The following is a 22444-nucleotide window of genomic DNA, read 5'->3' as shown; positions in this document are numbered from 1 at the left end:
ACCACCAAACAGCCTCGGGCGACCACTTATTGGAACGCCGTTCCAAAACAATGAACATGCGTTTCGTTCAGCGCGCACGCCTCCCACCGAGGCCTCGACCGTCCCTGCCGACGGTGTCGGGCGGCCGTCACGGCCCTCGCTGATTCCTGTCGAAGCCCTGCTGGCCTCGATCCCGCGCTGACACCGCGCCGCCTCCCCTGCGCGGCCCCATCCACAGCATCGACAGGAGACGAATCCATGACATTCCAACATCGCACCCTGCGCCGGTTCTGGCGCGCCCTCCTCGGCTTGACCCTCGTCGCCACCGCCGGCAGCGCCAGCGCCGCGCCCGGCGTGCGCACGGTGCCGGCCTGCACCAAGGTCAACGTCAGTGCCACCATCGACGTGCCGGCCGGCACGACCTGGGACGGCCTGGCGAAGTACGGCAAATGGGTCTGCCTCGTGGGCACGGCGTCCAACATGAAAGGCACGCAGAGCGAGAGCCAGGTCCCGATGTTCAAGCTGAACAACGGCTCGACGGTGAAGAACGTCGTCATCGGCGACGGGTCGCTGGGCAGCGGCACCAACCTCGCAGCTGGTGGCGCCGACGGGGTGCACTGCTACGGACAGTGCAACATCACCAACGTCTACTGGGCCGACGTCGGCGAGGACGGTGCCACGGTGAAGAAGCTCAGCGGCGTGACGAGCAAGCTGACCATCAGCGGCGGCGCGGCCTTTAAGGCCGCCGACAAGCTGTTCCAGCACAACGGCGACGGTACGCTGGTCATACAGGACTTCTATGCCGACAACATCGGCAAGCTCTACCGCTCCTGCGGCAACTGCTCGACTCAGTACGCTCGCAAGGTGACGATCAGCGGCGTGCGCCTGGGCACCGTCAACGTGGCGGGCGTGGGGGTCAACAGCAGCTACGACAGCAAGTCGGGCATCGCCGGCAAGTACGACGTCGCGACGATCACCGACCTCGTCTACGGCGGCTCCAAGCCCAAGTGCGAGGCCTACGTCGGCACGGGCAGCGGCAACGAGCCGGTGAAGGACACCAACTCCGGCAACATCGCGCGCGCCTGCGTGTTCAAGTGATGACCACCCGCCCGCTGACGGCCCTGCTGGCGGCGGCGGGCGGAGCGGCGGCGCTGGCGCTGACCTGGCCCGGTGCCGAGCCACCGCCCACCGCCGTGAACATGCCCCCGAGGCCGGCGACCGCGCCGCAGCGGATGCCCGGCCCATCGCTGCTGGCGGCTGGCGCCCCCGCCGAGACGCCGCTGCCGGAGCCGCCGCCAGACGTCGGCGCGCTGTCGCGCCAGTTGCAAGGCCCCGAGGCCGAGGCGGCGCTGCCACGCCTGGAAGCGCTGGCCCGCAGCGCGCCTACCCTGGCCCTGCCCGCCTACGAGCGTCTGCTGGCCCGCTGGGCGCTGGAGCGCCGCTTCCCGCTGGCGCTGCAGGCACTTGCCCGGGCGCCGCTGGCCGGCGACGACCGCGACCGGCTGAAACAGCAGTTGCTCTCACGTTGGGCCGAGGTCGCCCCGGAACAGGCGGCCCGCTGGGCGCTCGCCACGCCCGGCCAAGCCGACCTGCTGGCGCCGCTGCAGGACCGCTGGCTGCAGCAGGACGCCCGCTCGGCCACGGTGTTCGCCAGCATGCTGCTGCCCGGCGAGCAGCGGCAGGCGCTGCTGGACGAGAGTCTGTCGCGCTGGACGGCCCAGGACGGCCCGGCAGCCCGCGACTGGTTGCGCTCGCAGGGGCTGCGGCCAGAGCTGGACGACACGTTGGCCCGCCACGGCGCCAGCGACGAACTCGCGCGCCATGCGCCGTACGAGGCACTGGACCTTGTGGCCCGCATCGCCGACCCGGCCAGGCGTTGGCAGGCCTGGCAGGCGCTGGCCCAGACGCTGAGCGACATCGCCCCCGAACAGGTCGCCCCGCTGCTAGCCCAGGCGCCCGGCCTGACGCCGGTCGACCGCGAGCGTCTGATCCAGGCGCTCCACTGACGGCCTCACGCAGGCCTGGCCATGGCCTGCGCTCATACCTGCCTTGCGGATCGACATGGCTGCCACGGCCTGAGACGGCCGCAGCGCCGGGAGGGCGCTGCAACAATCCGAGCCTGGCCCACCCCGCCCCCGCATGAAGTCCACCACCCTTATTACCGCCACCCTGGCCGCCCTGCTGCTCGGCGCCTGCGCCAACGTGGCGCCGCCGCCTGCCACGCCAAAGCCCGGCACGCCGTCTCCTGCGGCGACAGCGCCCGTGGCAGCGCCAGCCGGCGTCGTGGTGCGCCCGCCACGCATCGACCGCAGCTACACCTCCGTGGCGCAGGACAGCCGGGCGCTCTACATCGTGCTGCACTACACCGCCATCGACTGGGAGAAGTCGCTGAAGGTGCTGGCGACGGGCGGCCAGGTGTCGGCCCACTACCTCGTGCGCGACAACCCGGTGGCCAGCTACGCCCTCGTCGACGAGAACCGCCGCGCCTGGCATGCCGGCGCCAGCTTCTGGGCCGGCAACACCAACCTCAACTCGGCGTCCATCGGCATCGAGATCGTCAACCCCGGCTTCACCGACACGGCCGCTGGCCGCGTCTACACGCCCTTTCCGCAGGCGCAGATCGACGAGGTCATCGCGCTTGTGCGAGACATCCAGCAGCGGCATGGCGTCAAGCCCGAACGCATCATCGGCCACGCCGACATCGCCCCCGGTCGCAAGCAGGACCCCGGCCCGCTGTTCCCGTGGAAGCAGCTGGCCGACGCCGGCCTCATCCCCTGGCCCGACGGCCCCAGCGTGGCCGTGAAGACGCTGGAGCACGAGGTGGCGCCGCGTGACGTGGCCTGGATCCAGGAACGGCTGGCCCGCATTGGCTACAACGTGTCGCGCTCCGGGCAGATGGATGCGATGACGAAGGACGTGGTCTCGACCTTCCAGATGAAGTACCGGCCGCGCGACATCTCCGGGACCTTGGACGCCGAGACGGCCGCTCTGATCGAGGTGGCGGCCACGCCCAGTGCGATGCGCGTGGCAGGCGCCGCCGGCGGCGAGACGCGCCCGTACACGTCGCGCTGGTGATGCTGGGCTTTCTGCTCAAGCGGCTGGCGACGCTGGTGCCGACGCTGATCGGCATCAGCCTCGTCGCGTTCGGGCTCATCCGCCTCGTGCCAGGCGACCCCATCGAGATCATGGCCGGCGAGCGGCAGTTGGACGCCCAGACCCATGCAGCGCTGGTCAAGCAGCTTGGCCTGGACCAGCCGCTGCCCCTGCAGTACGCCGACTACGTCGGCAAGCTGCTGCGGGGCGACCTCGGCAACAGCCTCGTCAGCCGCGAGCCGGTGAGCCAGGAGTTCGCCGCGCTGTTCCCGGCCACCGTGGAGCTGGCCGCCGCGGCGCTGCTGTTCGCCGTCACGCTGGGCCTGCTGCTGGGCGTCAGCGCGGCGCTCAAGCGCGGCTCGCTGCTGGACCAGGGCGTCATGGGCCTGGCCACCGTCGGCTATTCGATGCCAGTGTTCTGGTGGGGGCTGATCCTCATCATGTTCTTCTCGGTGCAGCTCGGCTGGACACCGGTCAGCGGCCGCGTCGGCATCGAATTCGACATCGAGCGCGTGACCGGATTCATGCTCATCGACACGGCCTTCAGCGACGAGGAAGGCGCGTTCACGTCGGCGCTGAGCCACCTGCTGCTGCCGGCGCTGGTGCTGGGCACCAGCACGCTCGCTGTCGTCGCGCGTATGACGCGATCCAGCATGCTGGAGGTGCTGCGCGAGGACTATGTGCGCACGGCGCGAGCCAAGGGCTTGTCGCCGGCGCGGGTCGTTGTCGTCCACGCGCTGCGCAATGCGCTGATCCCGGTGCTGACGGTCGTGGGCTTGCAGACCGGCAGCCTGCTCGCGGGCGCCGTACTGACCGAGACGATCTTCTCCTGGCCGGGCATCGGCAAGTGGCTCATCGACTCGATCGCGCGGCGCGACTACCCGGTCGTGCAGGCTGGCATCCTGATCTCTGCGATGACGTTCATCGGCGTGAACCTGGTAGTGGATGTGTTGTACGGCGTCGTGAATCCTCGGATTCGGGGCGGGCACTGAGCATGCAGTTGAACCGACTTCGACACTGGCTCGCAGGCTTGCTCGACAGCTTGCCTGCAGCGTACAGGGAACGGAGCTGCCAGGGCTCCGCCTGGAAGCATGCCTTCCCGGCTGCGTCGAACGCTCAGATCCGCGATTTCCTGGGCTTGTTCGTGCGCGCGTTCGCGTTCTCGGACCGACATCGCCTTCTATTCAGCCCTGGCGATCGGGTGCTCGACGTCTATGGGCATCTGTATCCGAAGCGTTGGATGCCTGACGCGCTCGAACTCGAAACCCTGGCCCGGGACCTCAAGCTCACGCACGGTCTTGAACTGCAAGCACGCTGGCACAGCGACATGACGCTCGGTGAGCTGTTTGCATGGACTCGAGAGTCTGGCAAGGCCATTGCATGACCACAGCCATCGCCGAAACCACGCCTCCCGGCCCGCTGCGCGATTTCTGGCAGGGCTTCGCCGCCAACCGCGGCGCGCTGGCGGCGCTGATCGTCTTCGCTCTGATCGCGACGACCTGCCTGTTCGCGCCATTGCTGGCGCCCTACGCCCCTATCGAGCAGTACCGCGACTTCATGCTGACGCCGCCGATCTGGGCAGAAGGCGGCAGCGCGCGCTTCCTGCTCGGCACCGACGAGCTGGGCCGCGACATGCTGAGCCGGCTGTTGCATGGGGGTCGCGTGTCACTGGGCATCGGCCTGGCGGCGGTGGCGATGTCGCTGCTGCCGGGGGTGCTGCTGGGGCTGCTGGCGGCGTTCTTCGGGCGCTGGCTTTCGCCCGCCATCATGCGCGTGATGGACATCGTGCTGGCGCTGCCGGCGTTGCTGCTGGCGATCTGCGTGATCACGGTGCTGGGGCCTGGGCTCGTGAACACGGTGATCGCGATTGCCGTCGGCGCGCTGCCAGGCTATGTGCGGCTCACGCGTGCCGCGGCGCTGGCCGAGATCGACCGCGACTACGTGACGGCCAGCCGCGTCGCTGGCGCGAGCGTGTGGCGGCTGATGTTCATCACCGTGCTGCCCAACTGCATGGCGCCGCTGATCGTCAATGCGACGCTGTCGTTCTCGTCGGCCATTTTGGAGACGGCGGGCCTGGGCTTCCTGGGGCTGGGCGTGCAGGCACCGACGGCGGAGTGGGGAACGATGCTGTCGTCAGCCAGGGACTACATCGCGAGGGCGTCCTGGGTGGTGACGCTGCCAGGGCTGTCGATTCTGGTGACGGTGCTGGCGATCAACCTGATGGGCGACGGGCTGCGGGATGCGTTGGACCCGCGGTTGAAGAGGGTGGCTTGATGCTTTCTCGCCGCTCCGCGTTGATGGCAAGGCCAATGCTGGGAATTCGCGTGAACCACCTGACGGAGCCACGCGAATGAGCCTGCTGACCATCCGCAACCTGCAAGTGCACTTCGGCACGTTCCCTGCTGTCGACGGCCTCGACCTCAGCCTGGAACCCGGCGAATTCCTCGGTATCGTCGGCGAATCCGGCTCCGGCAAGTCCGTCGCCATGTTGGCCCTGATGGGCCTCATCGACCCACCCGGCCGCGCCCACGCCGACGCGCTCGAGTTCCAGGGCCAGGACCTCCTGCGCCTGACCGCCCGCGAGCGACGCCACCTCATCGGCCGCGACATCGCAATGGTCTTCCAGGACGCGCTGACCAGCCTCAACCCCAGCTACACCGTCGGCGCGCAGATCGCCGAGGCACTGAAGGCCCACCTGGGCCTCACCGGAAAGGCGGCACGCCAACGCGTTGTCGAGCTGCTGGAGCAGGTCGAGATCCCTGACGCAGCCAACCGCGCGAACGCCTACCCGCACCAGCTGTCCGGCGGCATGAACCAGCGCGTGATGATCGCCATGGCCATCGCCTGCGGGCCGAAGCTGCTGATCGCCGACGAGCCAACGACCGCGCTGGACGTGACCATCCAGGCCCAGGTCATGGCGCTGCTGCTGAAGCTGCAGCGCGATCACGGCATGGGCCTCGTCATGATCACGCACGACCTCGCCGTCGTCGCCGAGATGGCGGACGCGGGCCCGCCGAACGGAGCGCGCGTGGCCGTCATGTACGCCGGCCAGGTTGTCGAGACGAGCGCCGCGCCCGCGCTGTTCGACGCGCCTCGCCACCCCTACACAAACGCGCTGTTGGCCGCCATTCCCGAGCACAACCGCGGCGCGCGGCGGCTGTCCGCGCTGCCGGGGCTGGTGCCTGGCGCGCTGAACCGGCCGAGCGGCTGCCTGCTGGCGCCGCGCTGCCCGCGCGCGCAGCCGCGCTGCGCGGCGGAACGCCCGGCGCTGGCCGACGGCGTGCGCTGCTTCTATCCTGTGCTGGAGGCGCCTGCCCATGGCTGAACTGCTGCTGGAGGCGCTGGACCTGACCCGGCACTACGAGGTGCGGCGCGGCCTGTTCCAGCCCAAGGGTGTCGTGAAGGCGCTGAACGGCGTGAGCTTCACGCTGGCGCCACGTAGGACGCTGGCCGTCGTCGGTGAATCGGGCTGCGGCAAAAGCACGCTGGCGCGCCAGCTGACGTTGATCGAAGCGCCCTCACGCGGCGCGCTGAAGATCCGCGGCGTGGACGCCGCCACGGCCGACGCCGCGACGCTGAAAGGCCTGCGGCGCGACGTGCAGATGGTGTTCCAGAACCCGTTCGCGTCGCTGAACCCGCGCAAGACGATCGCGACGACGCTGGCCGAGCCGCTGGTCATCAATACGCCGCTCTCGGCCGCCGAGCGGCGCGAGCGCGTCGAGGGGCTGGCGGCCAAGGTGGGGCTGCGGCCGGAGCACCTGCGCCGTTATCCGCACATGTTCTCGGGCGGTCAGCGCCAGCGCATCGCCATCGCACGGGCCATGGTGCTGAACCCCGGCATCGTCGTCGCGGATGAGCCCGTCAGCGCGCTGGACGTGTCCATTCAGGCTCAGATCCTGAATCTGTTCATGGACCTGCAGGACGAGTTCGGCACGGGCTATGTGTTCATCTCGCACAACCTGTCGGTTGTCGAGCATGTGGCCGACGACGTCATGGTCATGTACCTCGGCGCCGCGGTGGAGGTGGGCGACAAGCGCACGCTGTTCGCGTCGCCCCGCCACCCGTATACGCAAGCGCTGATGAGTGCCACGCCAGCGCTGCGTAAGGTCGAGCGACGCCAGCGCATCGTCATCCACGGCGAGCTGCCCAGCCCGCTGAATCCGCCCACGGGCTGCGCCTTCCACAAGCGCTGCCCGCTGGCCATGCCGCGGTGCTCGGAAGAGGCGCCGCAGCTGCGCGACGTGGACGGTCGGCGCGTGGCCTGTCACGCGGCCTGAGGTCAGCGGTTACGGCGCTTGTCGACCTCGTTGCCAACGAGGCCGCCAGCCGCAGCGCCGACGGCGGCGCCGGTCGTCGTGCCGGTCACCGCGCCGCCAACGACGGCGCCTGCCGTCGCACCGACGACCGTGCTGCGCTCACGCGATGACATGCCGGCACAGGCTGTCAGCGCCAGCGTCGCAGCAGCCACGACGGACACGAGGGTGATGCGCCAGTACACGGCGCCGGTATGCAGATCGGAATCGGGCTGGACGGAAGCGGTGTTCATGGTCAGGTCCTCGGGGTTGCCTTCACATGGCTTCACTGTCGTCGCAACCCGTACCGCGCGGGGCCGGTGATGTCGCCGCCGGCGTGTCGGACGGCGTCGCTGCGCTGCGCCAGTAAGCAAGAAGCCACCCGCAGGTGGCTTCGAGGGGGTCAGACGCGAGGCGTCACTGCGGCGCGGAGGCCGCGTCGGCCGTGCACTTCTTGATGTGCGACTTGGCCGCGGCGCCGTGCAGCTTCTTGTCCTTGGCGGACTGCTCGCAGGCTGCGGCGGGGCTCGGCGCAGCGGCGGACTTGGCCGACAGGCATTCCTTCATGAAGGCCTTGCGCTCGTCGCCGGTCTTGCCGCTGGACTTGGCCTCGGCATTGCACGACTTCATCTTGTCCTGTTGCGGGGTGGCATGGGCCGCCACGGTGAGCGCGGCGCTGGCCAGCAAGATGGCGAATCGTTTCATCGGGGTCTCCTTGCAGGTGTCGGGAGTGGGAACGCGAGGATTCCAGCACGGGCCGGCGGGGCTGCCAAGAGGTCGGCCGCCCGCCGTCAGCCCAGTCACAGGATGCGTCGCGGATGCGCCAGCGCCTCGTGGGCGGCGTGCAGGCGGCGCACCAGCACGCGGATGAAGCCGCGGTCGAAGCGGTGCCGGCATTCGGAGCTCAGCTGCTCCATGGACTCGGGCGTAAAGCAGATCGTCGTGCACTCGCGCGTAACCTTGATGTCGGTACTGTGGCGGCGCAGGTCGGGGTTGGGCGCCAGGTAGGCCATCTCGCCCACCGATGTGCCCTGGCCCAGCGTGGCGACGAGCCGGCCGTCCCGGAACACTTCCACCTCACCCTGCGCAATGATGTGAAAGCTGTTCCCCTCCTGACCGCGGCGGAACAGCGCATAGCCTTCGGGATAGCGCTTCCAGCGTGCGCGGCGCACGACCTCCCACAGCTGCACATCGCCGAATTCGGCAAAGAACTCCAGCGAGCGCAGCATGTTGAAGCGCTCGGAATCCCGCACCTCGCCCAGCCGGTTCAACGGCACCTGCTGGCTGGCGACCAGCGACGACAGCGCGCGGGCGAACTCCTCCCAGTCGGCGAAGCGCTCATGCGGCTGCTTGGCCAACGCTCGCTGCACGACGGCGTCCAGCGCCGCCGTGACGCCCTCGCGCTGGCCCACCAGCGACAGCGGCGCCTGGTGATAGATCTGGTGCATCAGCGCCATCTGGTGCGGCGCCTCGAAGGGCGCCCGCCCGCTGATGAGGTGGTACAGCACGGCGCCCAGCGCGTAGATGTCGGCGCGGCAGTCCACGTCGGCGCCCTCGATCTGCTCCGGCGGCATGTAGGCGAGCGAGCCGACACGGTGGATCTGCGTCGCATCGGCGTTCAGGTTCAGCGCGGAGCCGAAGTCGCTGACCTTGACGTCCACGACCTGGCCGGAGGCATCCAGCACGGCCAGCAGGTTGGCGGGCTTCACGTCGCGGTGGATCAGGCCCTGGTGGTAAACGTAGCCCAGCGCCATCGCGCACTTGAACGCGAGTTCGACGATCTGCTCCAACGGAAGCAGGCGGTCGCTGCGGCAGAAATGCTTGAGCGTGACGCCCGGTACGTACTCCATGACCAGATAAGGCGCTGCGGCCTCGGCCACGGCGTCGAGGATGGCGACGACGTTGGGGTGGTTCAGCTGCCCGGCCAGCGCCGCCTCGGCGCTGAAGAAGCGGTTGCTGAAGTCGCTGGCCGGCTCGTCCTGCGGCGGCGCCCAGCTACGCATGCGCTTGATCGCGACCTCCTGACCCTGGAAGGGGTCGCGCGCCAGGAACACGTCGCTGGTCGCACCCTCGCCCAGTCGCCGCAGCACCTGGTAGCGGCCGATGTGGAGGGGCAGGTCTTCAGCAAGAGCGCTCACGCGGGGCATGATACGAGCCGCTCCCCGGAGGCCTTGTCCCATGTTCTCGCACATCTTCATCGGCACACGTGACTTCGGACGCGCCCTCGCCTTCTACAGGCCGCTGCTCGCCGGCCTCGGCATTGCCGAGCGGTTCTGCGAGCCGGAGCGGCCATGGGCCGGCTGGCAAAGCACGCCCGGCCCGCGCCCCCTGCTGCTGCTGGGCGCGCCGTTCGAGGGCGAGCATGCGCCCGGCAACGGCCAGATGGTCGCGCTGCTGGCCGCCAGCCGGGCACAGGTGAACGACGCCCACGCGACGGCGCTGGCCCACGGCGGCCGCTGCGAAGGCCCGCCGGGACTGCGCCCGCACTATCACCAGGACTACTACGGCGCCTACTTCCGCGACCCGGACGGCAACAAGCTCTGTGTCGCCTGCCACGAGCCGCCGGCCGGCTGAGTCCACCGGGACGCCGACCCCAGGCGTTGAAGGGGGGCTCCTAGAATCCCGTCCATGATCCAAGCCAAGCAGGCGCTGCTCGCCGCACTCGCCGACTCTCTGCAAGAAATCGCCCCCGGCACGACCGCCGTCGCGGCTTTCGAATCCCCCAAGCAGGCCGCCCACGGCGACTTCGCCTGCACGGCCGCGATGCAGCTGGCCAAGCCGCTGAAGGCCAACCCGCGCGAACTGGCCACCCGGCTCATCGCGTCGCTGCAGGCCCAGCCGGCGTTCGAGCAGTGGGTGCAGTCGCTCGAAATCGCCGGCCCCGGCTTCATCAACATCCGCCTGAAACCCGCCGCCAAGCAGGCGGTCGTCGCCGAGGTGCTTGCCGCCGCCGGCAAGTTCGGTCACCGCCCGGCCACCGGCAAGCACGTAATGATCGAGTTCGTGTCGGCCAATCCGACCGGCCCGCTGCACGTGGGCCACGCCCGCCAGGCAGCGCTGGGCGACGCGCTGTGCTCCGTGTTCCAGAGCCAGGGCCACCAGGTCACCCGCGAGTTTTATTACAACGACGCCGGCGTGCAGATCGCCACGCTGGCCAACTCCACACAGCTGCGGCTCAAGGGCTTCAAGCCCGGTGATGCCGAGTGGCCCGAGGCCGCCTACAACGGCGACTACATCCAGGACATCGCCAACGCCTTCCTGCGCAAGGAAACGGTGAAGGCCGACGACCGGGAGTTCACCGCCTCGGGCGACGTGGACGACCTCGACAGCATCCGCCAGTTCGCCGTGGCCTACCTGCGCCACGAGCAGGACCTGGACCTGCAGGCCTTCGGCCTGAAGTTCGACAGCTACTTCCTGGAGACCAGCGTCTACGCCGGCGGCCAGCTGGAAAAGACGGTCGAGCGTCTGGTGGCCAGCGGCAAGACGTACGAGGAAGGCGGCGCCCTCTGGCTGCGCACGACCGACTACGGCGACGACAAGGACCGCGTCATGCGCAAGAAGGAAGGGGGCTACACCTACTTCGTGCCCGACGTGGCCTATCACATCAACAAGTTCCAGCGCGGCTACACGCAGTGCATCAACATCCAGGGCACGGACCACCATGGCACCATCGCCCGCGTGCGCGCCGGCCTGCAGGCGGTGAACCTGGGCATCCCGCAGGGCTTCCCGGACTACGTGCTGCACAAGATGGTCACCGTCATGAAGGACGGCGCCGAGGTCAAGATCTCCAAGCGCGCCGGCAGCTATGTGACGCTGCGCGACCTGATCGACTGGACCAGTCGCGATGCCGTGCGCTTCTTCCTGATCAGCCGCAAGGCCGACACCGAGTTCGTCTTCGATGTCGACCTCGCGCTGAAACAGAACGACGAGAACCCAGTGTTCTACGTGCAGTACGCCCATGCGCGCATCTGCTCCGTCATCCGCAAGTGGGGCGGTGACCTGCAAAGCGCGGCAGACCTGGGTCTGCTGACCGCACCGACGGAAGAGGCGCTGATGCTCAAGCTCGCCGCCTACCCTGACATGCTGACCGGCGCCGCCGCCGGCATCGCACCACACGACATTGCCTTCTATGCCCGCGACCTGGCCGGCGCCTATCACGCCTACTACGCCGCCGAACGCGTGCTGGGCCAGGCGCCGGAGCTGACACGCGCGCGCGTGGCGCTGCTGCAAGCAACCCGCCAGGTGCTGGCCAATGCGCTCGGCATGCTGGGCGTCAGCGCGCCCGAACAGATGAGCCGCGACATCCCTGAAACCTCGGAGACCGAATGACCTCCTCCAAACCCGCCAGCCACAAACAGCAAAAGGGCGGCTTCGTCCTGGGCCTCATCGTCGGCCTGCTGGTGGGCCTAGCCATTGCGCTGGGCGTGGCGCTGTACATCACCAAGGTGCCGATCCCGTTCGTCAACAAGGTGCCGCAACGCACTGCCGAGCAGGATGCCGCAGAGGCCGAGCGCAACAAGAACTGGGACCCGAACGCGCCGCTGGCCGGCAAGGCCGCGCGCAGCGCCAGCGGCGTCGTCAACACGCCACCGCTGACCGCACCGCCCCCGGCGACGACGAGCGCCAGCGCCGCCGTGGCCGCCGCCAGCGCCGCGGCCACGCAGCCGCAGCCGGCCGCCCAGGTGCCTGTCACGCCGCCCAAGGCGGCCGCATCCAAGGCCGATACCGCTGCGGCCACACCGGCGCCTGCCGCGACACCGGGAGCCGAGCCCTACGTCTATTTCGTGCAGGCCGGCGCCTTCACGCGCCCGGAAGAGGCCGAAACCCAGAAGGCCAAGCTGGCCATCCAGGGCTTCACGGCGAAGGTGATGGAGCGCGAGCAGAATGGCCGCACCGTCTACCGCGTGCGCCTGGGTCCCATGGACACGCGCGATGCCGCCGAAGACCTGCAACGCAAGATCGAGGGCGCCGGCTTCGAAGCCAACCTCGTCCGTGCACAACGCTGACCCGCCTGAAGGATGCCTCCCGCCATGAAGCGCCGCGATTTCTCCGCCCTGCTCGCCACCGCCCCCGTCCTGACCGCGACCGGCCCGGCCCTCGCCCAGGGCGGCCCCGTCGAGGGCCGCCAGTACACCGTGCTGTCGCAGCCGCTGCCGACGCCCCCCGGCAAGATCGAGGTCGTCGAGTTCTTCTGGTACGGCTGCCCGCACTGCTACGCGTTCGAGCCGCTGATCGAGGACTGGGCCAAGAAGCTGCCGGCCGACGTCAGCTACCGCAAGGCCCACGTGGCCTTCCGCGCCAACGTCAAGATCCACCAGCGCATGTTCTACGCGCTGGAGGCACTGGGCAAGGAAGCCCAGGTGCGCCCGGCCATCTTCGCGGCCATGCACCAGCAGGGCCTGCCGCTGGACGACGTCAAGGCCCAGGCCAAGTTTCTCGGCACGCTGGGCGTCGACGCCGCCAAGTACCAGGACGCCTACAACTCGTTCGGCGTGCAGACCAAGTGCACGCAGGCCGAGAAGCTGTCCGAGGCCTTCCGCATCGACGGCGTGCCCAGCGTGGGCATCGGTGGCCGCTTCCTGACCTCGCCCGGGATGGCCACCGTCGGCCAACGCGTGCCGGAGAGCGAGTCCGGCGCCAAGGCGCTGCAGGTCATGGACTTCCTGATCCAGCGGGCCCGCAGCAAGGCCTGAAGGCGGGCGACGCCGGCCTGACCTACGCCGTTTCAACAGCGTCAATTACCCGATCAAGTTGTCACGGCAAGCGGCCTGATACGCTGGGGGCCGGCCTAGAATGGCCTGCAACTTCCGTGCCGCCATGCCCCGCCCCCTCATCCCGCTTGCACTTGCGCTTGCTCTGACCGCCGCCCACGCGGAGAAAGCCGACCGGCTCAAGCCGTTCGTCTTTTCATCCGACAAGCCCGGCAGCATCGACAACGCCAACCAGCGCCTGGGCCTGGAGGGCAACGTCATCATTACCCGCGGCAGCCTGCAGCTGAAGGCGGAGAAGGTGGACGTCAAGGAGACGCCGGACGGCTATGTGCAGGCCTTTGCCAGCGGCGTGGCCGGCCAGCCGGTGAGCTTCCGTCAGAACCGCGACACGCCCGGCGAGGCCGTCGAGGGCCAAGCCGACCAGCTGGAGTACGACACCCGCACCGAGACCGTCCGCTTCATCGGCAACGCCAACGTGCGCCGCACGCGCGGCTCGCTGGTGGCCGAAGAGGTGACGGGCGCCGTCATCGTCTATGACAGCCGCTCCGAGGTGTTCACGCTGGAAGGCGGCAACGCGTCGCCCAACCCCAACGGCCGCACGCGCATCGTCATGATGCCGCGCGCCCAGGCCGGCGACGCCCCGGCGTCCGCTGTCCAGCCGGGGTTGCCGCTGCAGCCGTCGACGACGATCACGACGCCCCGCAAGCCCTCATGACGAGCGCCACCCCTGCCTGCGGCAGCCGTCTCGAGGCCGAGGGCCTGGCCAAGACCTATGGCGTCCGCAAGGTCGTCAAGGATGTGCACGTGCGCGTGGACTGCGGCGAGGTCGTCGGCCTGCTGGGCCCCAACGGCGCCGGCAAGACGACCAGCTTCTACATGATCGTGGGCCTCGTGCGGTCCGACGCCGGCGTCATCCGCATCGACGGCGCTGAGGTGCAGCGCCTGCCAATCCACCAGCGCGCGAGGCTGGGGCTGAGCTACCTGCCGCAGGAGGCGTCGATCTTCCGCAAGCTCACCGTAGCGCAGAACATCCGCGCCGTGCTGGAGTTGCAGCAGGACGACCGCGGCAAGCCGCTGCCCAACGCCCGCATCGACGAACTGCTGAACGGCCTGCTGCACGACCTGTCCATCGAAGGCCTGCGCGACAGCCCGGCGCCGGCGCTGTCCGGCGGCGAGCGGCGGCGCGTCGAGATCGCCCGTGCGCTGGCCACGCAGCCGCGCTTCATCCTGCTGGACGAGCCCTTCGCCGGCGTCGACCCGATCGCCGTGCTGGAGATCCAGCGCATCATCGGCTTCCTGAAGAGCCGCGGCATCGGCGTGCTGATCACAGACCACAACGTCCGCGAGACGCTGGGCATCTGCGACCGCGCCTACATCATCAGCGAGGGTGCCGTGCTCGCCGAGGGCACGCCGGACGAGATCGTTGCGAACGCGGACGTGCGCAAGGTCTACCTCGGCGAACACTTCCGGATGTAGGGGCAGGGACGGACATGAAACAAACCCTCCAAGTCCGCCTCAGTCAGCACCTCGCGCTGACGCCACAACTTCAGCAATCCATCCGGCTGCTCCAGCTCTCCACGCTGGAGCTGCACCAGGAAGTCGAGCAGATGCTGGCCAGCAATCCGCTGCTGGAGACGGAGGAGGAGTTCACCGTCAGCACGCCGGAACTGGCCGCCAATGCGCCCGCCGAGTCATCTGGAGACAGCGGTGTCGACACCGACGGCGGCAGCAGCAGCGAGGCGCCCGAGCTCAGCGGCGACGACTTCGGCGGCACCGAGCGCGAGGATTGGGAGAACGGCACCGAGCGGGACGACTTCGACGGCATCCGCGAGCTGCCCAGCAACAGTCCTGCCAGCGGCGACGACGACGGCGAGCGCGAGAGTCAGGAGTCGGCCGAAACGACGCTGGCCGAACACCTCGCCCAGCAGCTGGCCGGCATGAGCCTGTCCCCGGAAGACCGGGCGGCCATGCACGTGCTCATCGAGTCGCTCAACGAGGACGGCTACCTGGAGGACTCGCTGGAGGAGCTGGCTGCCGCGCTGGCGGGCGACGACGCCGACGAGGAGGCGCGCGAGGATCTGGCGGACCGCCTGCGCATCGCGCTGCGATTGCTGCAGAGCCTTGACCCGGCCGGCATCGGCGCGCGCAACCTGTCCGAATGCCTGACGCTGCAGCTGCGTGCTGGCATCGCCTGCCCCGCCCAGGCCACCGCCATCCACATCTGCAACGGCCACCTGGAACTGCTGGCCCGCCGCGACGTGCGCCGGCTGATGGCCGAGACCGGCGCAGACGAGGTGCTGCTGCGCGAGGCGCAGCTGATGATCACGCAGCTGGAGCCCAAGCCCGGCCGCCGGTTCACCGGCGCCGCCGCGGCCGCCATCGTGCCGGACGTCATCGTGCGCAAGAGCGGGCGCGAGTTCCGCGTCATGCTCAACCCCGAGGTGGCGCCCAAGCTGCGCATCAACGAGCTGTATGCCAACGCGCTGCGCGCGACGCGCGGCGGCATCAGCAATTCGCCGCTGGGCGGCCAGCTGCAAGAGGCGCGCTGGTTCATCAAGAACATCCAGCAGCGCTTCGACACCATCCTGCGCGTCAGCCAGGCCATCGTGGAGCGCCAGCGCGGCTTCTTCACGCATGGCGAGCTGGCAATGAAGCCGCTGGTGCTGCGCGAGATCGCCGACGAACTGGGGCTACACGAGTCAACCATCTCCCGCGTGACAACCGCCAAGTACATGGCCACGCCTTGGGGCACCTTCGAGCTGAAGTACTTCTTCGGCTCCGGCCTGTCGACGGAAGCAGGCGGCGAGGCCTCCAGCACGGCGGTGCGCGCGCTGATCAAGCAGTTCGTCGCCGCCGAGGATACGAAGAAACCGTTGTCCGACAGCGCGCTCGCGGCCATGCTGGAGGAGCAAGGCATCCAGTGCGCGCGGCGCACGGTGGCCAAGTACCGCGAGGCGATGAAGATCGCGCCCGCCAACCTGCGCAAGGCGCTGTAGGAGTTTCCATGTCGAGATGGCGTCCCCTGGCTTTTGCACTGACGGCGCTGGCCGCCGTCTCCGCCGCTCACGCGCAGCCGGCCGTGGCAGACCTGCAGGTCTGCCGGCAGCTCGCCGACGCGACGAAGCGCCTGGCCTGCTACGACGCGCTGCCGCTACCGGCCACGCCGCCCATCGGCCCGGTCGCCGCGCAGGCCGCCGCGCCCATTGCCGCCGTGGCGGTACCGCCGGCCGCACCGGCCGACCCCGTCGCCAAGTTCGGCCAGGAATCCGTCAAGCCCACGGCCGCCGCGCCCGAGCTGAAGCAGATCGACAGCCGCATCGTCGGCAAGTTCCAGGGCTGGGGGCCGAACACGCGCATCGAGCTGGAGAACGGCCAGGTCTGGCGCGTGGTCGATGGCAGCAGCGCCTACTACGACCTGCAGGACCCCAAGGTCATCGTGCACCGCGGCATGCTGGGCGCGTTCTACCTGGAGATCGAGGGCGTGGGCTTCCAGGTCAAGGTGGCGCGGGTGCGCTAGTCTTTCTGCGGCCCGGTCTCCGGCGCCAAGGGCGCGAAGACGAACTTCATGCCGCGCGCGTAGCTTTCCGGCTTCGTGCCGCTGTGGCGCTCGCCGTCGATGATGCGACTCTCGAACACGAGGCCCGGATGATTCAGCTCAGGCAGCAACGCCATGTAGCGCTGGATACCGGCGAGGTAGGCGGGCCATTCCAGCTCGGCACCGGTCACGTACAGACGCGCCGGGATCGGCTTGCCTGTCGCGGCATAGGCCCTGGCCTGCCGGATGATCCAGTCGTCGGCGACGTTCACGGCCGGGCTGGCGGCGATGTAGCCCTGGAACAGCGCCGGTTTCGTGTACATCGCGTACAGCGTGAACAGGCCGCCCAGTGAGCTGCCAGCCAGCACGCGGTGGGCTGGGTCGGCGCGGTAGTCGCGCTCGACGAGCGGGATGATCTCGTGCTCCAGCGTCGCGAGGAACTTGTCGGCATGGCCCGTGTCGCCGGGTTGCGGCAGCTTCATCGGCGGCAGGTCCCAGCGGCGCAACATGTCGTAGTCGGGGTTGTCGCCAGCGTAGCCCAGGCCCACGATGATGAACTCGGGCACGACGCGGTCCGCGACCTTGCTGTTATAGGCGTTGATGAAGGTCGTGAAGTCCCAGTAGCCGTCGGTGACATAGAGCACCGGGTAGCGCCGCTGCGGCTCCCTCGCAAAGGACGCCGGCAGGTGCACGTGCAACTGGTAGTGCCGGCCCTCGGGCGTCGGGGGCAGCACGCGCAGCTGCGTGCGTGGCACGACGTGCGGCGGATAGACGGGCGCGGGGGCGGCCAGCGCCGGCAGCGCGCCCAACGCGAGAGCCAGCGACAGGGCGAGTCGCTTCATGGCGGGGTCAGTCCTTCGACGGACCGGTCTCCGGTGCCAGTGGCTCGAAGACGTAGCGCATGCCGCGCGTGTAGCTCTCGGCCTTGGTGCCGGCGTGGCGTTCGCCGTCGATGATGCGGTTCTGGAAGACAAGCTGCGGATGCTTGAGTTCGGGCAGCAGCGCCTGGTATCGCTTGATGCCGGCGAGGAAGCCCGGCCATTCGTACTCGGCGCCAGTGACGTAGAGGCGCGCCTTGATCGGCTTGCCGGCCTCGGCAAATGCCTTGGCCTGCGTGATCAGCCAGTCGTTGCCGGCAACGACAGCGGGGCTCGCGGCGATGTAGCCCTCGAACAGCCCCGGTCGGGCGTACATCGCGTACAGCGTGAACAGCCCGCCGAGCGAACTGCCGGCCAGCGCGCGGTGCGCCGGGTCGGCGCGGTACTCACGCTCGACGAACGGAATGATGTCCCGCTCCAGCACGGCGAGGAACTTGTCGGCGTGGCCGGAGTCGCCGTCGCCCGGGCTCAGCGGCACAGGCGACAGGTCCCATGTGCGCAGCCTGCCGTAGTCCAGCCCGGTGCCGGCATAGCCCAGGCCCACCGTGATGAACTCCGGCACGACCTTGTCGTAGGCGAGGTTGTTGTACGAGGCGACGACGGTCGCGAAATCCCAGTAGCCGTCGGTGACGAACAGCACCGGGTAGCGCCGCTTGGGCTCGCTGCCGAACGATGCCGGCAGGTGCACGTGCAGTTGGTAGCTGCGGCCGTCGGCACTCTTGGGCAGCACGCGCAACTGCGTGCTGGGCGTCGTGTGGAGCGGGAAGGCCGGCGGCGTGTCGGCACTCACGGGCGGGATCGAGCACAGGAATGCCAGGGTCAGGGCGATTCGCTTCATGGCGGCCTCGGGCAGTGGATACCGCTGTCCAGTTTAGAGGCGGCGACAATCCACGTCGTGAGCCTGCCAATCAAGTTGTCCCTTTTCGTGTCCTGCCCCGGTGGCGTCGAACCGCTGCTGGAGGAGGAGCTCAAACGCTTCCTGCCGCCCGGCGTGCGCAGCAAGGTGCAGGCGCTGCGCGGCGGTTGCGGCCTGCTCGGCACGGCCGAGGACGCCATGCGCATCAACCTCGAAAGCCGGCTGGCGCAGCGCGTGCTGGTCGAGATCATCGAAGGCCCTTACCGCCACGAGGAAGACCTCTATGCGCTGGCCCGCCGCGTCGACTGGCGCGACTGGCTGACGCCCCAGCACACCTTGCGCGTCGACACGACGGCGCAGCGCTCGCCGCTGAAGAGCCTGAACTTTGCCGCGCTGCGCATCAAGGACGCCATCTGCGACCAGCTCCGCGAGCGCACCGGCGAGCGGCCCAGCGTCGATACGCAGCGGCCCGACCTGCCCGTCGTGCTGCACGTCGGGCCCGAACGCGCGGCGCTGTATGTCGACACCTCCGGCGAACCGCTGTTCAAGCGCGGCTGGCGCATCGACAAGGGTGATGCGCCGCTGAAGGAAACGCTGGCCGCGGCGATGCTCGCTGCCGCCGGCTGGCGCGGTACTGCCGAGCAAGGCGGCGCGCTGCACGACCCGTGCTGCGGCTCCGGCACCATCCCGATCGAAGCCGCGCTGATCGCCTGCGATGCCGCGCCTGGCCTGCAGCGCCGCTTCGCCTTCGAGCGGCAGTTGCCCTTCTCCACCGGCGCCATGAAGCAGGCGTGGGGCGAGATGACGCAGGCCGCCCGCGCCCGCATCCACCCGCCGGCCGTGCCCATCTACGCCAGCGACGTGGCCTTCCGCATGGTCGACTTCGCGCGCCGCAATGCCGAACGCGCCGGCGTGGCGGCCTATATCCAATTCAACGGCGGTGATGCGCTGGAGCGTCCTGCACCGCAGCTGCCGGACGGCATGCCCGGCAGCATCGTCATGAATCCGCCCTATGGTGAGCGCATCGAGGTGCGTGGCAAGGCGGCCATGACGCGGGACGCCGGCGGCAGCGAGGCCCGTGACGGCGGCGATGACTTCTTCCCGCGCCTGGCCGCGCACTGGAAGCGGCAGTACACCGAGAACGCCGCCGGCTGGACCGCCTGGATGCTGAGTCCCGACATGAAGCTGCCCGGCAAGATGCGCCTGAAGGAATCCCGCCGCGTGCCGATGTGGAACGGCCCGATTGAATGCCGGCTGTTCCGCTTCGACCTCGTCAAGGGCTCGGCGCGCAAGCCCGCCGACGAGCCCGCCGCGAGCTAGGCCCCCAGCGCCAGCCAGGCCAGCACGGCCAGCGGCGCCGTGTCGGCGCGCAGGATGCGCGGCCCGAGCGTGACGGCCGCAAAGCCACGGGCGCGCGCGGCGTCTTCCTCGGCGTCGCTGAGCCCGCCCTCCGGCCCGCTGAGAAACGACGCCCGGGCTGCAGCGATGGGCGCAAGCGGCGCAACGGCACGCGGACTCAGCACACCGCGCCATTCATCGGCAGCCGGCGCCGGCAGCGCGGCCAGCCAGGCGGACAGCGGCAGCACAGGTTCCACCCGCAGCGGCACCGTCCGCCCGCTCTGTTCGGCCGCGGCGATGGCGACGCCCTGCCAGTGCGCACGCTTCTTGTCGGCCCGCTCGCCGGCCAGCCGCAGCACCGAGCGCTCGGCCACCAGCGGCTGCAGCACGGCGGCGCCCAGCTCGGTCGCCTTCTCGACGATGAAATCCATGCGGTCATTGGCCGGCATGACGACGGCCAGCGTCACCGCACGGTCGAGTTCACGCCGCGGCTGCGTCGCCGCGACGAGGTTCACGCGCACCTCGCTGCGCCCCATCGCCGTGACGACGGCCTGCCATTCCAGCCCGCTGCCGTCGAACAGCGTCAGCGCATCCCCCGGCTGCAGCCGCAGCACCTGCACATGGCGCGCGGCGCCAGGCGACAGCGACACCTCGCCAGGCGAGGTGAGCGGGATGTCGACGAAGAATCGAGGCAAGGCTCAGGGCTTTCCGCGGGCCGGCCCGTCTGGCGGTGTGTCTGGCGGCGTGCAAGTGGGGCACGCCCCGCTTGCATCGCCGTCCCCTAAGGGACCTAGGCCGGATACGTTGGCCCCGGTGGGCTCGACGTGCCTGCCGAAGGGCTGCGGCACAGTCTGCAAGACCGGTCAGGCCTGCCCACGTTCAGCGGTGCACGACTGGATGAGGCGCTGACTATTTCGCGGCAATCTGCGCGTCCAGCTCCTTGCAGGACGGCGAGCACACGGGCTGAGACTTGCCCAGCAGCTTCTTGGACTTCAGCATCGCACGCGGGCGATGCTTGCCGCAGAGGAAGCAGGACATGGTTGCGGCTCCGAACGAAGAGGTGGCCGCGAACGGCGAACCCGGGGCTTTGGAGCGGTAGCGCAGACCGTCTGCTTCGATGGTCGTCTTGGTGGATTCTTTGGCCACGCTGGTCCTGTCGAAGAGAGTTGTGAGAGGGAGGCGCCAGGCAAAGGCGCAGGCACCGTATTTTCCACGATGCGCGCCGTGCCCGCCTTAGGACTTTCAACACCCCTCAAAACGAGCCGGTCTCTTGCCGGCCCAGGCCGCCTGGCCCTCGGCCAGATCGGCCGAGTCGCGCGCCCGCACGATGTCCTCGGCAAGCCGGTCGGTGTCCAATCGGCCCGCGGCGATGGCGTTGAGGTGCTGCTTCATCGGCAGCAGCGCCAGCGGCGCCATGGCCAGCAACTCCGCCGTCAGCGCGGCGACGGCGGAGTCCAGCGCCTCGACGTCGGGCAGCAACTGGTCCAGGTAGCCGCAGCGCAGCAGCGCGTCGGCATCCAGCGTGCGGCCCGCCAGCAGCACCTGCCTGGCGATGGTCAGGCCCAGCCGGTTGACGAAGCGGCGCAGGCCGCCGCCGTAGAAATGCAGCCCGATGCGCGCGGCCGGCACGAACATGTCCACCGCCGGTGCGCCCAGGCGGAAATCGCAGGCCAGCGCCAGGTCGGCCGCGCCGCCATACGCACCGCCGTGCAACCGGGCGATGGTGATGGGCCGCGCGACCTCCAGCGCATCGGCCAGCTCGCCGAAGCGCGCTCCGGCGTCGATGCGGCCCAGCGCACCGAGGTCGAAGCCGCTGCAGAAATGCCGGCCCTCGCCGGCCAGCACCAGCACACGCACGGCGGCGTTCGCGTTGACGTCAGCAATGAAGTCCTGCAGCGTGCCCAGGTCCTCGACCGCGAGCCGGTTGGCCTGGCGCGGACGGCGCAGCGTGATACGGGCCACGCCGGCGTCGATCTGCAGCAGCGGCGGCTGGCCGTTCACGCGCGCCGCCTCGCGACGCGGTCGCGCAGCGCGTAGCCGTCGTTGAGGCGCGCGAAGCTCTTGCCGCGCTCGGCCTCGGCCAGCTCGCGCAGCGCCAGCGCCTGGGCCGGACGCAGGCGCGCGTCCTGGTGCAACACGATGTCCGCGATCAGCGCCCAGTCCACATCCAGTTCCGCCGGCCACAGCAGTGCCCGTGGCGGCAGCTGGGGCAGCAGTTGGTGCAGCGCGCCGCAGGCGGTCTCTGCGCCCATGAGCGTGGCCAGCTCCGGCCAGCGGCCCAGCAGCGGCGAGTCCAGCCGCTGCGGCGGCCACAGCGCGCACAGCCACTGCGGTGCATGGTTCTCGACGATGGGGCCGTTGGCGGTCTGCAGCACCTCGGCGCTCGCACCGCGCACGCGCCGCACAAGGGCCGTCCAGGCCTGCGGCTGCCAGCTCGTCAGCAGCTGGGCCGACCGCGGCACAGGCGCCGCCGGCAGGTTCAGGCGCGGCGGCTCACCGACTGGCGGCAGCGGGGCCACCGCCGGCAGCTCGACGTCCTCGATGTCGTCCAGCGTGTAGCCGCGCGCCTTCAGCCGCTCCTTCTTGGCATCGTCCAGCGTCGCGCGGCCGGCGTCCAGCAGTCGACCCAGCTCCAGGTCGAGCGGCGCGGGCGCAGGAGGCCGCCAGCCGTCGAGGGCGCGTGCCGGGTCGAAGTCGTCTTGCGTGGCCATGGCTAGTCGCCATCGATTGTGACGACGTAAGCTCGACCCTCAAGTCGCCGC

The 22444-nt window shown here is 69.6% G+C and carries 26 protein-coding genes; 17 read left to right on the top strand and 9 right to left on the bottom strand.

Features of this window, described 5'->3' with window-relative positions:
* Positions 1–237 precede the first annotated feature (237 nt).
* From LXT13_RS04835 to LXT13_RS04800, 8 genes are all read left to right on the top strand, one after another.
* Positions 238–1077, top strand: coding sequence for a pectate lyase (locus LXT13_RS04835; RefSeq protein WP_233370489.1), 840 nt, complete (start codon positions 238–240; stop codon positions 1075–1077).
* Positions 1077–1985 (top strand): hypothetical protein, encoded by a 909-nt coding sequence (locus LXT13_RS04830; RefSeq protein WP_233370488.1) that lies wholly within the window; start codon positions 1077–1079, stop codon positions 1983–1985. Before LXT13_RS04835 ends, LXT13_RS04830 begins: the two co-directional genes overlap by 1 nt.
* A 133-nt stretch (positions 1986–2118) precedes the next feature.
* Positions 2119–3054, top strand: a complete 936-nt coding sequence (locus LXT13_RS04825; RefSeq protein ID WP_233370487.1) for an N-acetylmuramoyl-L-alanine amidase — start codon at positions 2119–2121, stop codon at positions 3052–3054.
* Positions 3054–4064 carry an ABC transporter permease subunit gene (locus tag LXT13_RS04820; protein ID WP_233370486.1) on the top strand — a complete coding sequence of 337 codons (1011 nt, stop codon included), beginning with the start codon at positions 3054–3056 and terminating at the stop codon, positions 4062–4064. The genes LXT13_RS04825 and LXT13_RS04820 overlap by 1 nt, the downstream gene beginning before the upstream one ends.
* A gap of 2 nt (positions 4065–4066) precedes the next feature.
* Positions 4067–4456, top strand: a complete 390-nt coding sequence (locus tag LXT13_RS04815) for a hypothetical protein (protein WP_233370485.1) — start codon at positions 4067–4069, stop codon at positions 4454–4456.
* Positions 4453–5346: an ABC transporter permease subunit gene (locus tag LXT13_RS04810; RefSeq protein WP_233370484.1), complete on the top strand. Its 894-nt coding sequence runs from the start codon at positions 4453–4455 to the stop codon at positions 5344–5346. The genes LXT13_RS04815 and LXT13_RS04810 overlap by 4 nt, the downstream gene beginning before the upstream one ends.
* A 76-nt stretch (positions 5347–5422) precedes the next feature.
* Complete coding sequence (locus LXT13_RS04805) at positions 5423–6397, top strand: ABC transporter ATP-binding protein (protein WP_233370483.1); 975 nt, start codon at positions 5423–5425, stop codon at positions 6395–6397.
* A complete protein-coding gene (locus LXT13_RS04800; RefSeq protein ID WP_233370482.1) occupies positions 6390–7349 on the top strand; it encodes a dipeptide ABC transporter ATP-binding protein in 960 nt (319 codons plus the stop codon). The genes LXT13_RS04805 and LXT13_RS04800 overlap by 8 nt, the downstream gene beginning before the upstream one ends.
* Positions 7350–7351: 2 nt before the next feature.
* On the opposite strand, the gene LXT13_RS04795 is transcribed toward LXT13_RS04800, so the two are convergent.
* From LXT13_RS04795 to LXT13_RS04785, 3 genes are all read right to left on the bottom strand, one after another.
* A complete protein-coding gene (locus LXT13_RS04795; RefSeq protein ID WP_233370481.1) occupies positions 7352–7618 on the bottom strand; it encodes a YMGG-like glycine zipper-containing protein in 267 nt (88 codons plus the stop codon).
* A 163-nt stretch (positions 7619–7781) separates the two neighbouring features.
* Positions 7782–8069: a PsiF family protein gene (locus LXT13_RS04790; RefSeq protein WP_233370480.1), complete on the bottom strand. Its 288-nt coding sequence runs from the start codon at positions 8067–8069 to the stop codon at positions 7782–7784.
* A 95-nt stretch (positions 8070–8164) separates the two neighbouring features.
* A complete protein-coding gene (locus LXT13_RS04785) occupies positions 8165–9511 on the bottom strand; it encodes a serine/threonine-protein kinase (protein WP_233370479.1) in 1347 nt (448 codons plus the stop codon).
* Positions 9512–9542: 31 nt separating this feature from the next.
* Between LXT13_RS04785 and LXT13_RS04780 the strand changes: the two genes are divergently transcribed.
* From LXT13_RS04780 to LXT13_RS04745, 8 genes are all read left to right on the top strand, one after another.
* Entirely contained in the window at positions 9543–9938 is a 396-nt protein-coding gene (locus tag LXT13_RS04780; RefSeq protein WP_233370478.1) for a VOC family protein, read from the top strand.
* 54 nt (positions 9939–9992) lie between these two features.
* Entirely contained in the window at positions 9993–11693 is a 1701-nt protein-coding gene (argS, locus tag LXT13_RS04775; RefSeq protein WP_233370477.1) for an arginine--tRNA ligase, read from the top strand.
* Positions 11690–12370: an SPOR domain-containing protein gene (locus LXT13_RS04770; RefSeq protein WP_233370476.1), complete on the top strand. Its 681-nt coding sequence runs from the start codon at positions 11690–11692 to the stop codon at positions 12368–12370. Before argS ends, LXT13_RS04770 begins: the two co-directional genes overlap by 4 nt.
* A gap of 24 nt (positions 12371–12394) precedes the next feature.
* The gene (locus tag LXT13_RS04765) at positions 12395–13057 is read left to right on the top strand and encodes a thiol:disulfide interchange protein DsbA/DsbL (RefSeq protein WP_233370475.1); all 663 of its coding nucleotides are present in this window, start codon (positions 12395–12397) and stop codon (positions 13055–13057) included.
* Between the two features lie 124 nt (positions 13058–13181).
* Positions 13182–13790: a lipopolysaccharide transport periplasmic protein LptA gene (gene lptA, locus LXT13_RS04760; RefSeq protein WP_233370474.1), complete on the top strand. Its 609-nt coding sequence runs from the start codon at positions 13182–13184 to the stop codon at positions 13788–13790.
* Entirely contained in the window at positions 13787–14551 is a 765-nt protein-coding gene (gene lptB, locus LXT13_RS04755; protein ID WP_233370473.1) for an LPS export ABC transporter ATP-binding protein, read from the top strand. The genes lptA and lptB overlap by 4 nt, the downstream gene beginning before the upstream one ends.
* 14 nt (positions 14552–14565) lie before the next feature.
* Complete coding sequence (locus tag LXT13_RS04750) at positions 14566–16071, top strand: RNA polymerase factor sigma-54 (protein ID WP_233370472.1); 1506 nt, start codon at positions 14566–14568, stop codon at positions 16069–16071.
* A gap of 8 nt (positions 16072–16079) precedes the next feature.
* Entirely contained in the window at positions 16080–16592 is a 513-nt protein-coding gene (locus LXT13_RS04745) for a hypothetical protein (RefSeq protein ID WP_233370471.1), read from the top strand.
* On the opposite strand, the gene LXT13_RS04740 is transcribed toward LXT13_RS04745, so the two are convergent.
* The gene (locus tag LXT13_RS04740; protein WP_233370470.1) at positions 16589–17452 is read right to left on the bottom strand and encodes an alpha/beta hydrolase; all 864 of its coding nucleotides are present in this window, start codon (positions 17450–17452) and stop codon (positions 16589–16591) included. The genes LXT13_RS04745 and LXT13_RS04740 overlap by 4 nt on opposite strands.
* Before the next feature lie 7 nt (positions 17453–17459).
* A complete protein-coding gene (locus LXT13_RS04735) occupies positions 17460–18326 on the bottom strand; it encodes an alpha/beta hydrolase (RefSeq protein WP_233370469.1) in 867 nt (288 codons plus the stop codon).
* A gap of 57 nt (positions 18327–18383) precedes the next feature.
* Between LXT13_RS04735 and LXT13_RS04730 the strand changes: the two genes are divergently transcribed.
* A complete protein-coding gene (locus tag LXT13_RS04730; RefSeq protein ID WP_233370468.1) occupies positions 18384–19664 on the top strand; it encodes a THUMP domain-containing class I SAM-dependent RNA methyltransferase in 1281 nt (426 codons plus the stop codon).
* Here LXT13_RS04730 and LXT13_RS04725 read toward each other — a convergent pair.
* The 4 genes from LXT13_RS04725 to LXT13_RS04710 form a co-directional block, all read right to left on the bottom strand.
* On the bottom strand, positions 19661–20377 hold the full coding sequence (locus LXT13_RS04725) for a 16S rRNA (uracil(1498)-N(3))-methyltransferase (RefSeq protein WP_233370467.1): 717 nt from the start codon (positions 20375–20377) through the stop codon (positions 19661–19663). The genes LXT13_RS04730 and LXT13_RS04725 overlap by 4 nt on opposite strands.
* A 214-nt stretch (positions 20378–20591) precedes the next feature.
* Positions 20592–20828, bottom strand: a complete 237-nt coding sequence (locus LXT13_RS04720) for a hypothetical protein (protein WP_233370466.1) — start codon at positions 20826–20828, stop codon at positions 20592–20594.
* A gap of 96 nt (positions 20829–20924) precedes the next feature.
* Positions 20925–21683, bottom strand: a complete 759-nt coding sequence (locus LXT13_RS04715) for an enoyl-CoA hydratase/isomerase family protein (RefSeq protein ID WP_233370465.1) — start codon at positions 21681–21683, stop codon at positions 20925–20927.
* Positions 21680–22393 carry a hypothetical protein gene (locus LXT13_RS04710; protein ID WP_233370464.1) on the bottom strand — a complete coding sequence of 238 codons (714 nt, stop codon included), beginning with the start codon at positions 22391–22393 and terminating at the stop codon, positions 21680–21682. The genes LXT13_RS04715 and LXT13_RS04710 overlap by 4 nt, the downstream gene beginning before the upstream one ends.
* Positions 22394–22444: the final 51 nt, after the last annotated feature.

It is taken from the genome of Pelomonas cellulosilytica (assembly GCF_021353265.1).
Taxonomy (GTDB): Bacteria; Pseudomonadota; Gammaproteobacteria; order Burkholderiales; family Burkholderiaceae_C; genus Pelomonas; species Pelomonas cellulosilytica.
Note: the sequence above shows the minus strand (reverse complement) of the source record. Positions and strands in the feature narration are given on the sequence as shown.

Bases quoted from the DNA above. Each gene is read 5' to 3' on its own strand.
- LXT13_RS04835 (WP_233370489.1), top strand. From the start codon at position 238: ATGACATTCCAACATCGCACCCTGCGCCGGTTCTGGCGCGCCCTCCTC.
- LXT13_RS04830 (WP_233370488.1), top strand. From the start codon at position 1,077: ATGACCACCCGCCCGCTGACGGCCCTGCTGGCGGCGGCGGGCGGAGCG.
- LXT13_RS04825 (WP_233370487.1), top strand. From the start codon at position 2,119: ATGAAGTCCACCACCCTTATTACCGCCACCCTGGCCGCCCTGCTGCTC.
- LXT13_RS04820 (WP_233370486.1), top strand. From the start codon at position 3,054: ATGCTGGGCTTTCTGCTCAAGCGGCTGGCGACGCTGGTGCCGACGCTG.
- LXT13_RS04815 (WP_233370485.1), top strand. From the start codon at position 4,067: ATGCAGTTGAACCGACTTCGACACTGGCTCGCAGGCTTGCTCGACAGC.
- LXT13_RS04810 (WP_233370484.1), top strand. From the start codon at position 4,453: ATGACCACAGCCATCGCCGAAACCACGCCTCCCGGCCCGCTGCGCGAT.
- LXT13_RS04805 (WP_233370483.1), top strand. From the start codon at position 5,423: ATGAGCCTGCTGACCATCCGCAACCTGCAAGTGCACTTCGGCACGTTC.
- LXT13_RS04800 (WP_233370482.1), top strand. From the start codon at position 6,390: ATGGCTGAACTGCTGCTGGAGGCGCTGGACCTGACCCGGCACTACGAG.
- LXT13_RS04795 (WP_233370481.1), bottom strand. From the start codon at position 7,618: ATGAACACCGCTTCCGTCCAGCCCGATTCCGATCTGCATACCGGCGCC.
- LXT13_RS04790 (WP_233370480.1), bottom strand. From the start codon at position 8,069: ATGAAACGATTCGCCATCTTGCTGGCCAGCGCCGCGCTCACCGTGGCG.
- LXT13_RS04785 (WP_233370479.1), bottom strand. From the start codon at position 9,511: ATGCCCCGCGTGAGCGCTCTTGCTGAAGACCTGCCCCTCCACATCGGC.
- LXT13_RS04780 (WP_233370478.1), top strand. From the start codon at position 9,543: ATGTTCTCGCACATCTTCATCGGCACACGTGACTTCGGACGCGCCCTC.
- argS (WP_233370477.1), top strand. From the start codon at position 9,993: ATGATCCAAGCCAAGCAGGCGCTGCTCGCCGCACTCGCCGACTCTCTG.
- LXT13_RS04770 (WP_233370476.1), top strand. From the start codon at position 11,690: ATGACCTCCTCCAAACCCGCCAGCCACAAACAGCAAAAGGGCGGCTTC.
- LXT13_RS04765 (WP_233370475.1), top strand. From the start codon at position 12,395: ATGAAGCGCCGCGATTTCTCCGCCCTGCTCGCCACCGCCCCCGTCCTG.
- lptA (WP_233370474.1), top strand. From the start codon at position 13,182: ATGCCCCGCCCCCTCATCCCGCTTGCACTTGCGCTTGCTCTGACCGCC.
- lptB (WP_233370473.1), top strand. From the start codon at position 13,787: ATGACGAGCGCCACCCCTGCCTGCGGCAGCCGTCTCGAGGCCGAGGGC.
- LXT13_RS04750 (WP_233370472.1), top strand. From the start codon at position 14,566: ATGAAACAAACCCTCCAAGTCCGCCTCAGTCAGCACCTCGCGCTGACG.
- LXT13_RS04745 (WP_233370471.1), top strand. From the start codon at position 16,080: ATGTCGAGATGGCGTCCCCTGGCTTTTGCACTGACGGCGCTGGCCGCC.
- LXT13_RS04740 (WP_233370470.1), bottom strand. From the start codon at position 17,452: ATGAAGCGACTCGCCCTGTCGCTGGCTCTCGCGTTGGGCGCGCTGCCG.
- LXT13_RS04735 (WP_233370469.1), bottom strand. From the start codon at position 18,326: ATGAAGCGAATCGCCCTGACCCTGGCATTCCTGTGCTCGATCCCGCCC.
- LXT13_RS04710 (WP_233370464.1), bottom strand. From the start codon at position 22,393: ATGGCCACGCAAGACGACTTCGACCCGGCACGCGCCCTCGACGGCTGG.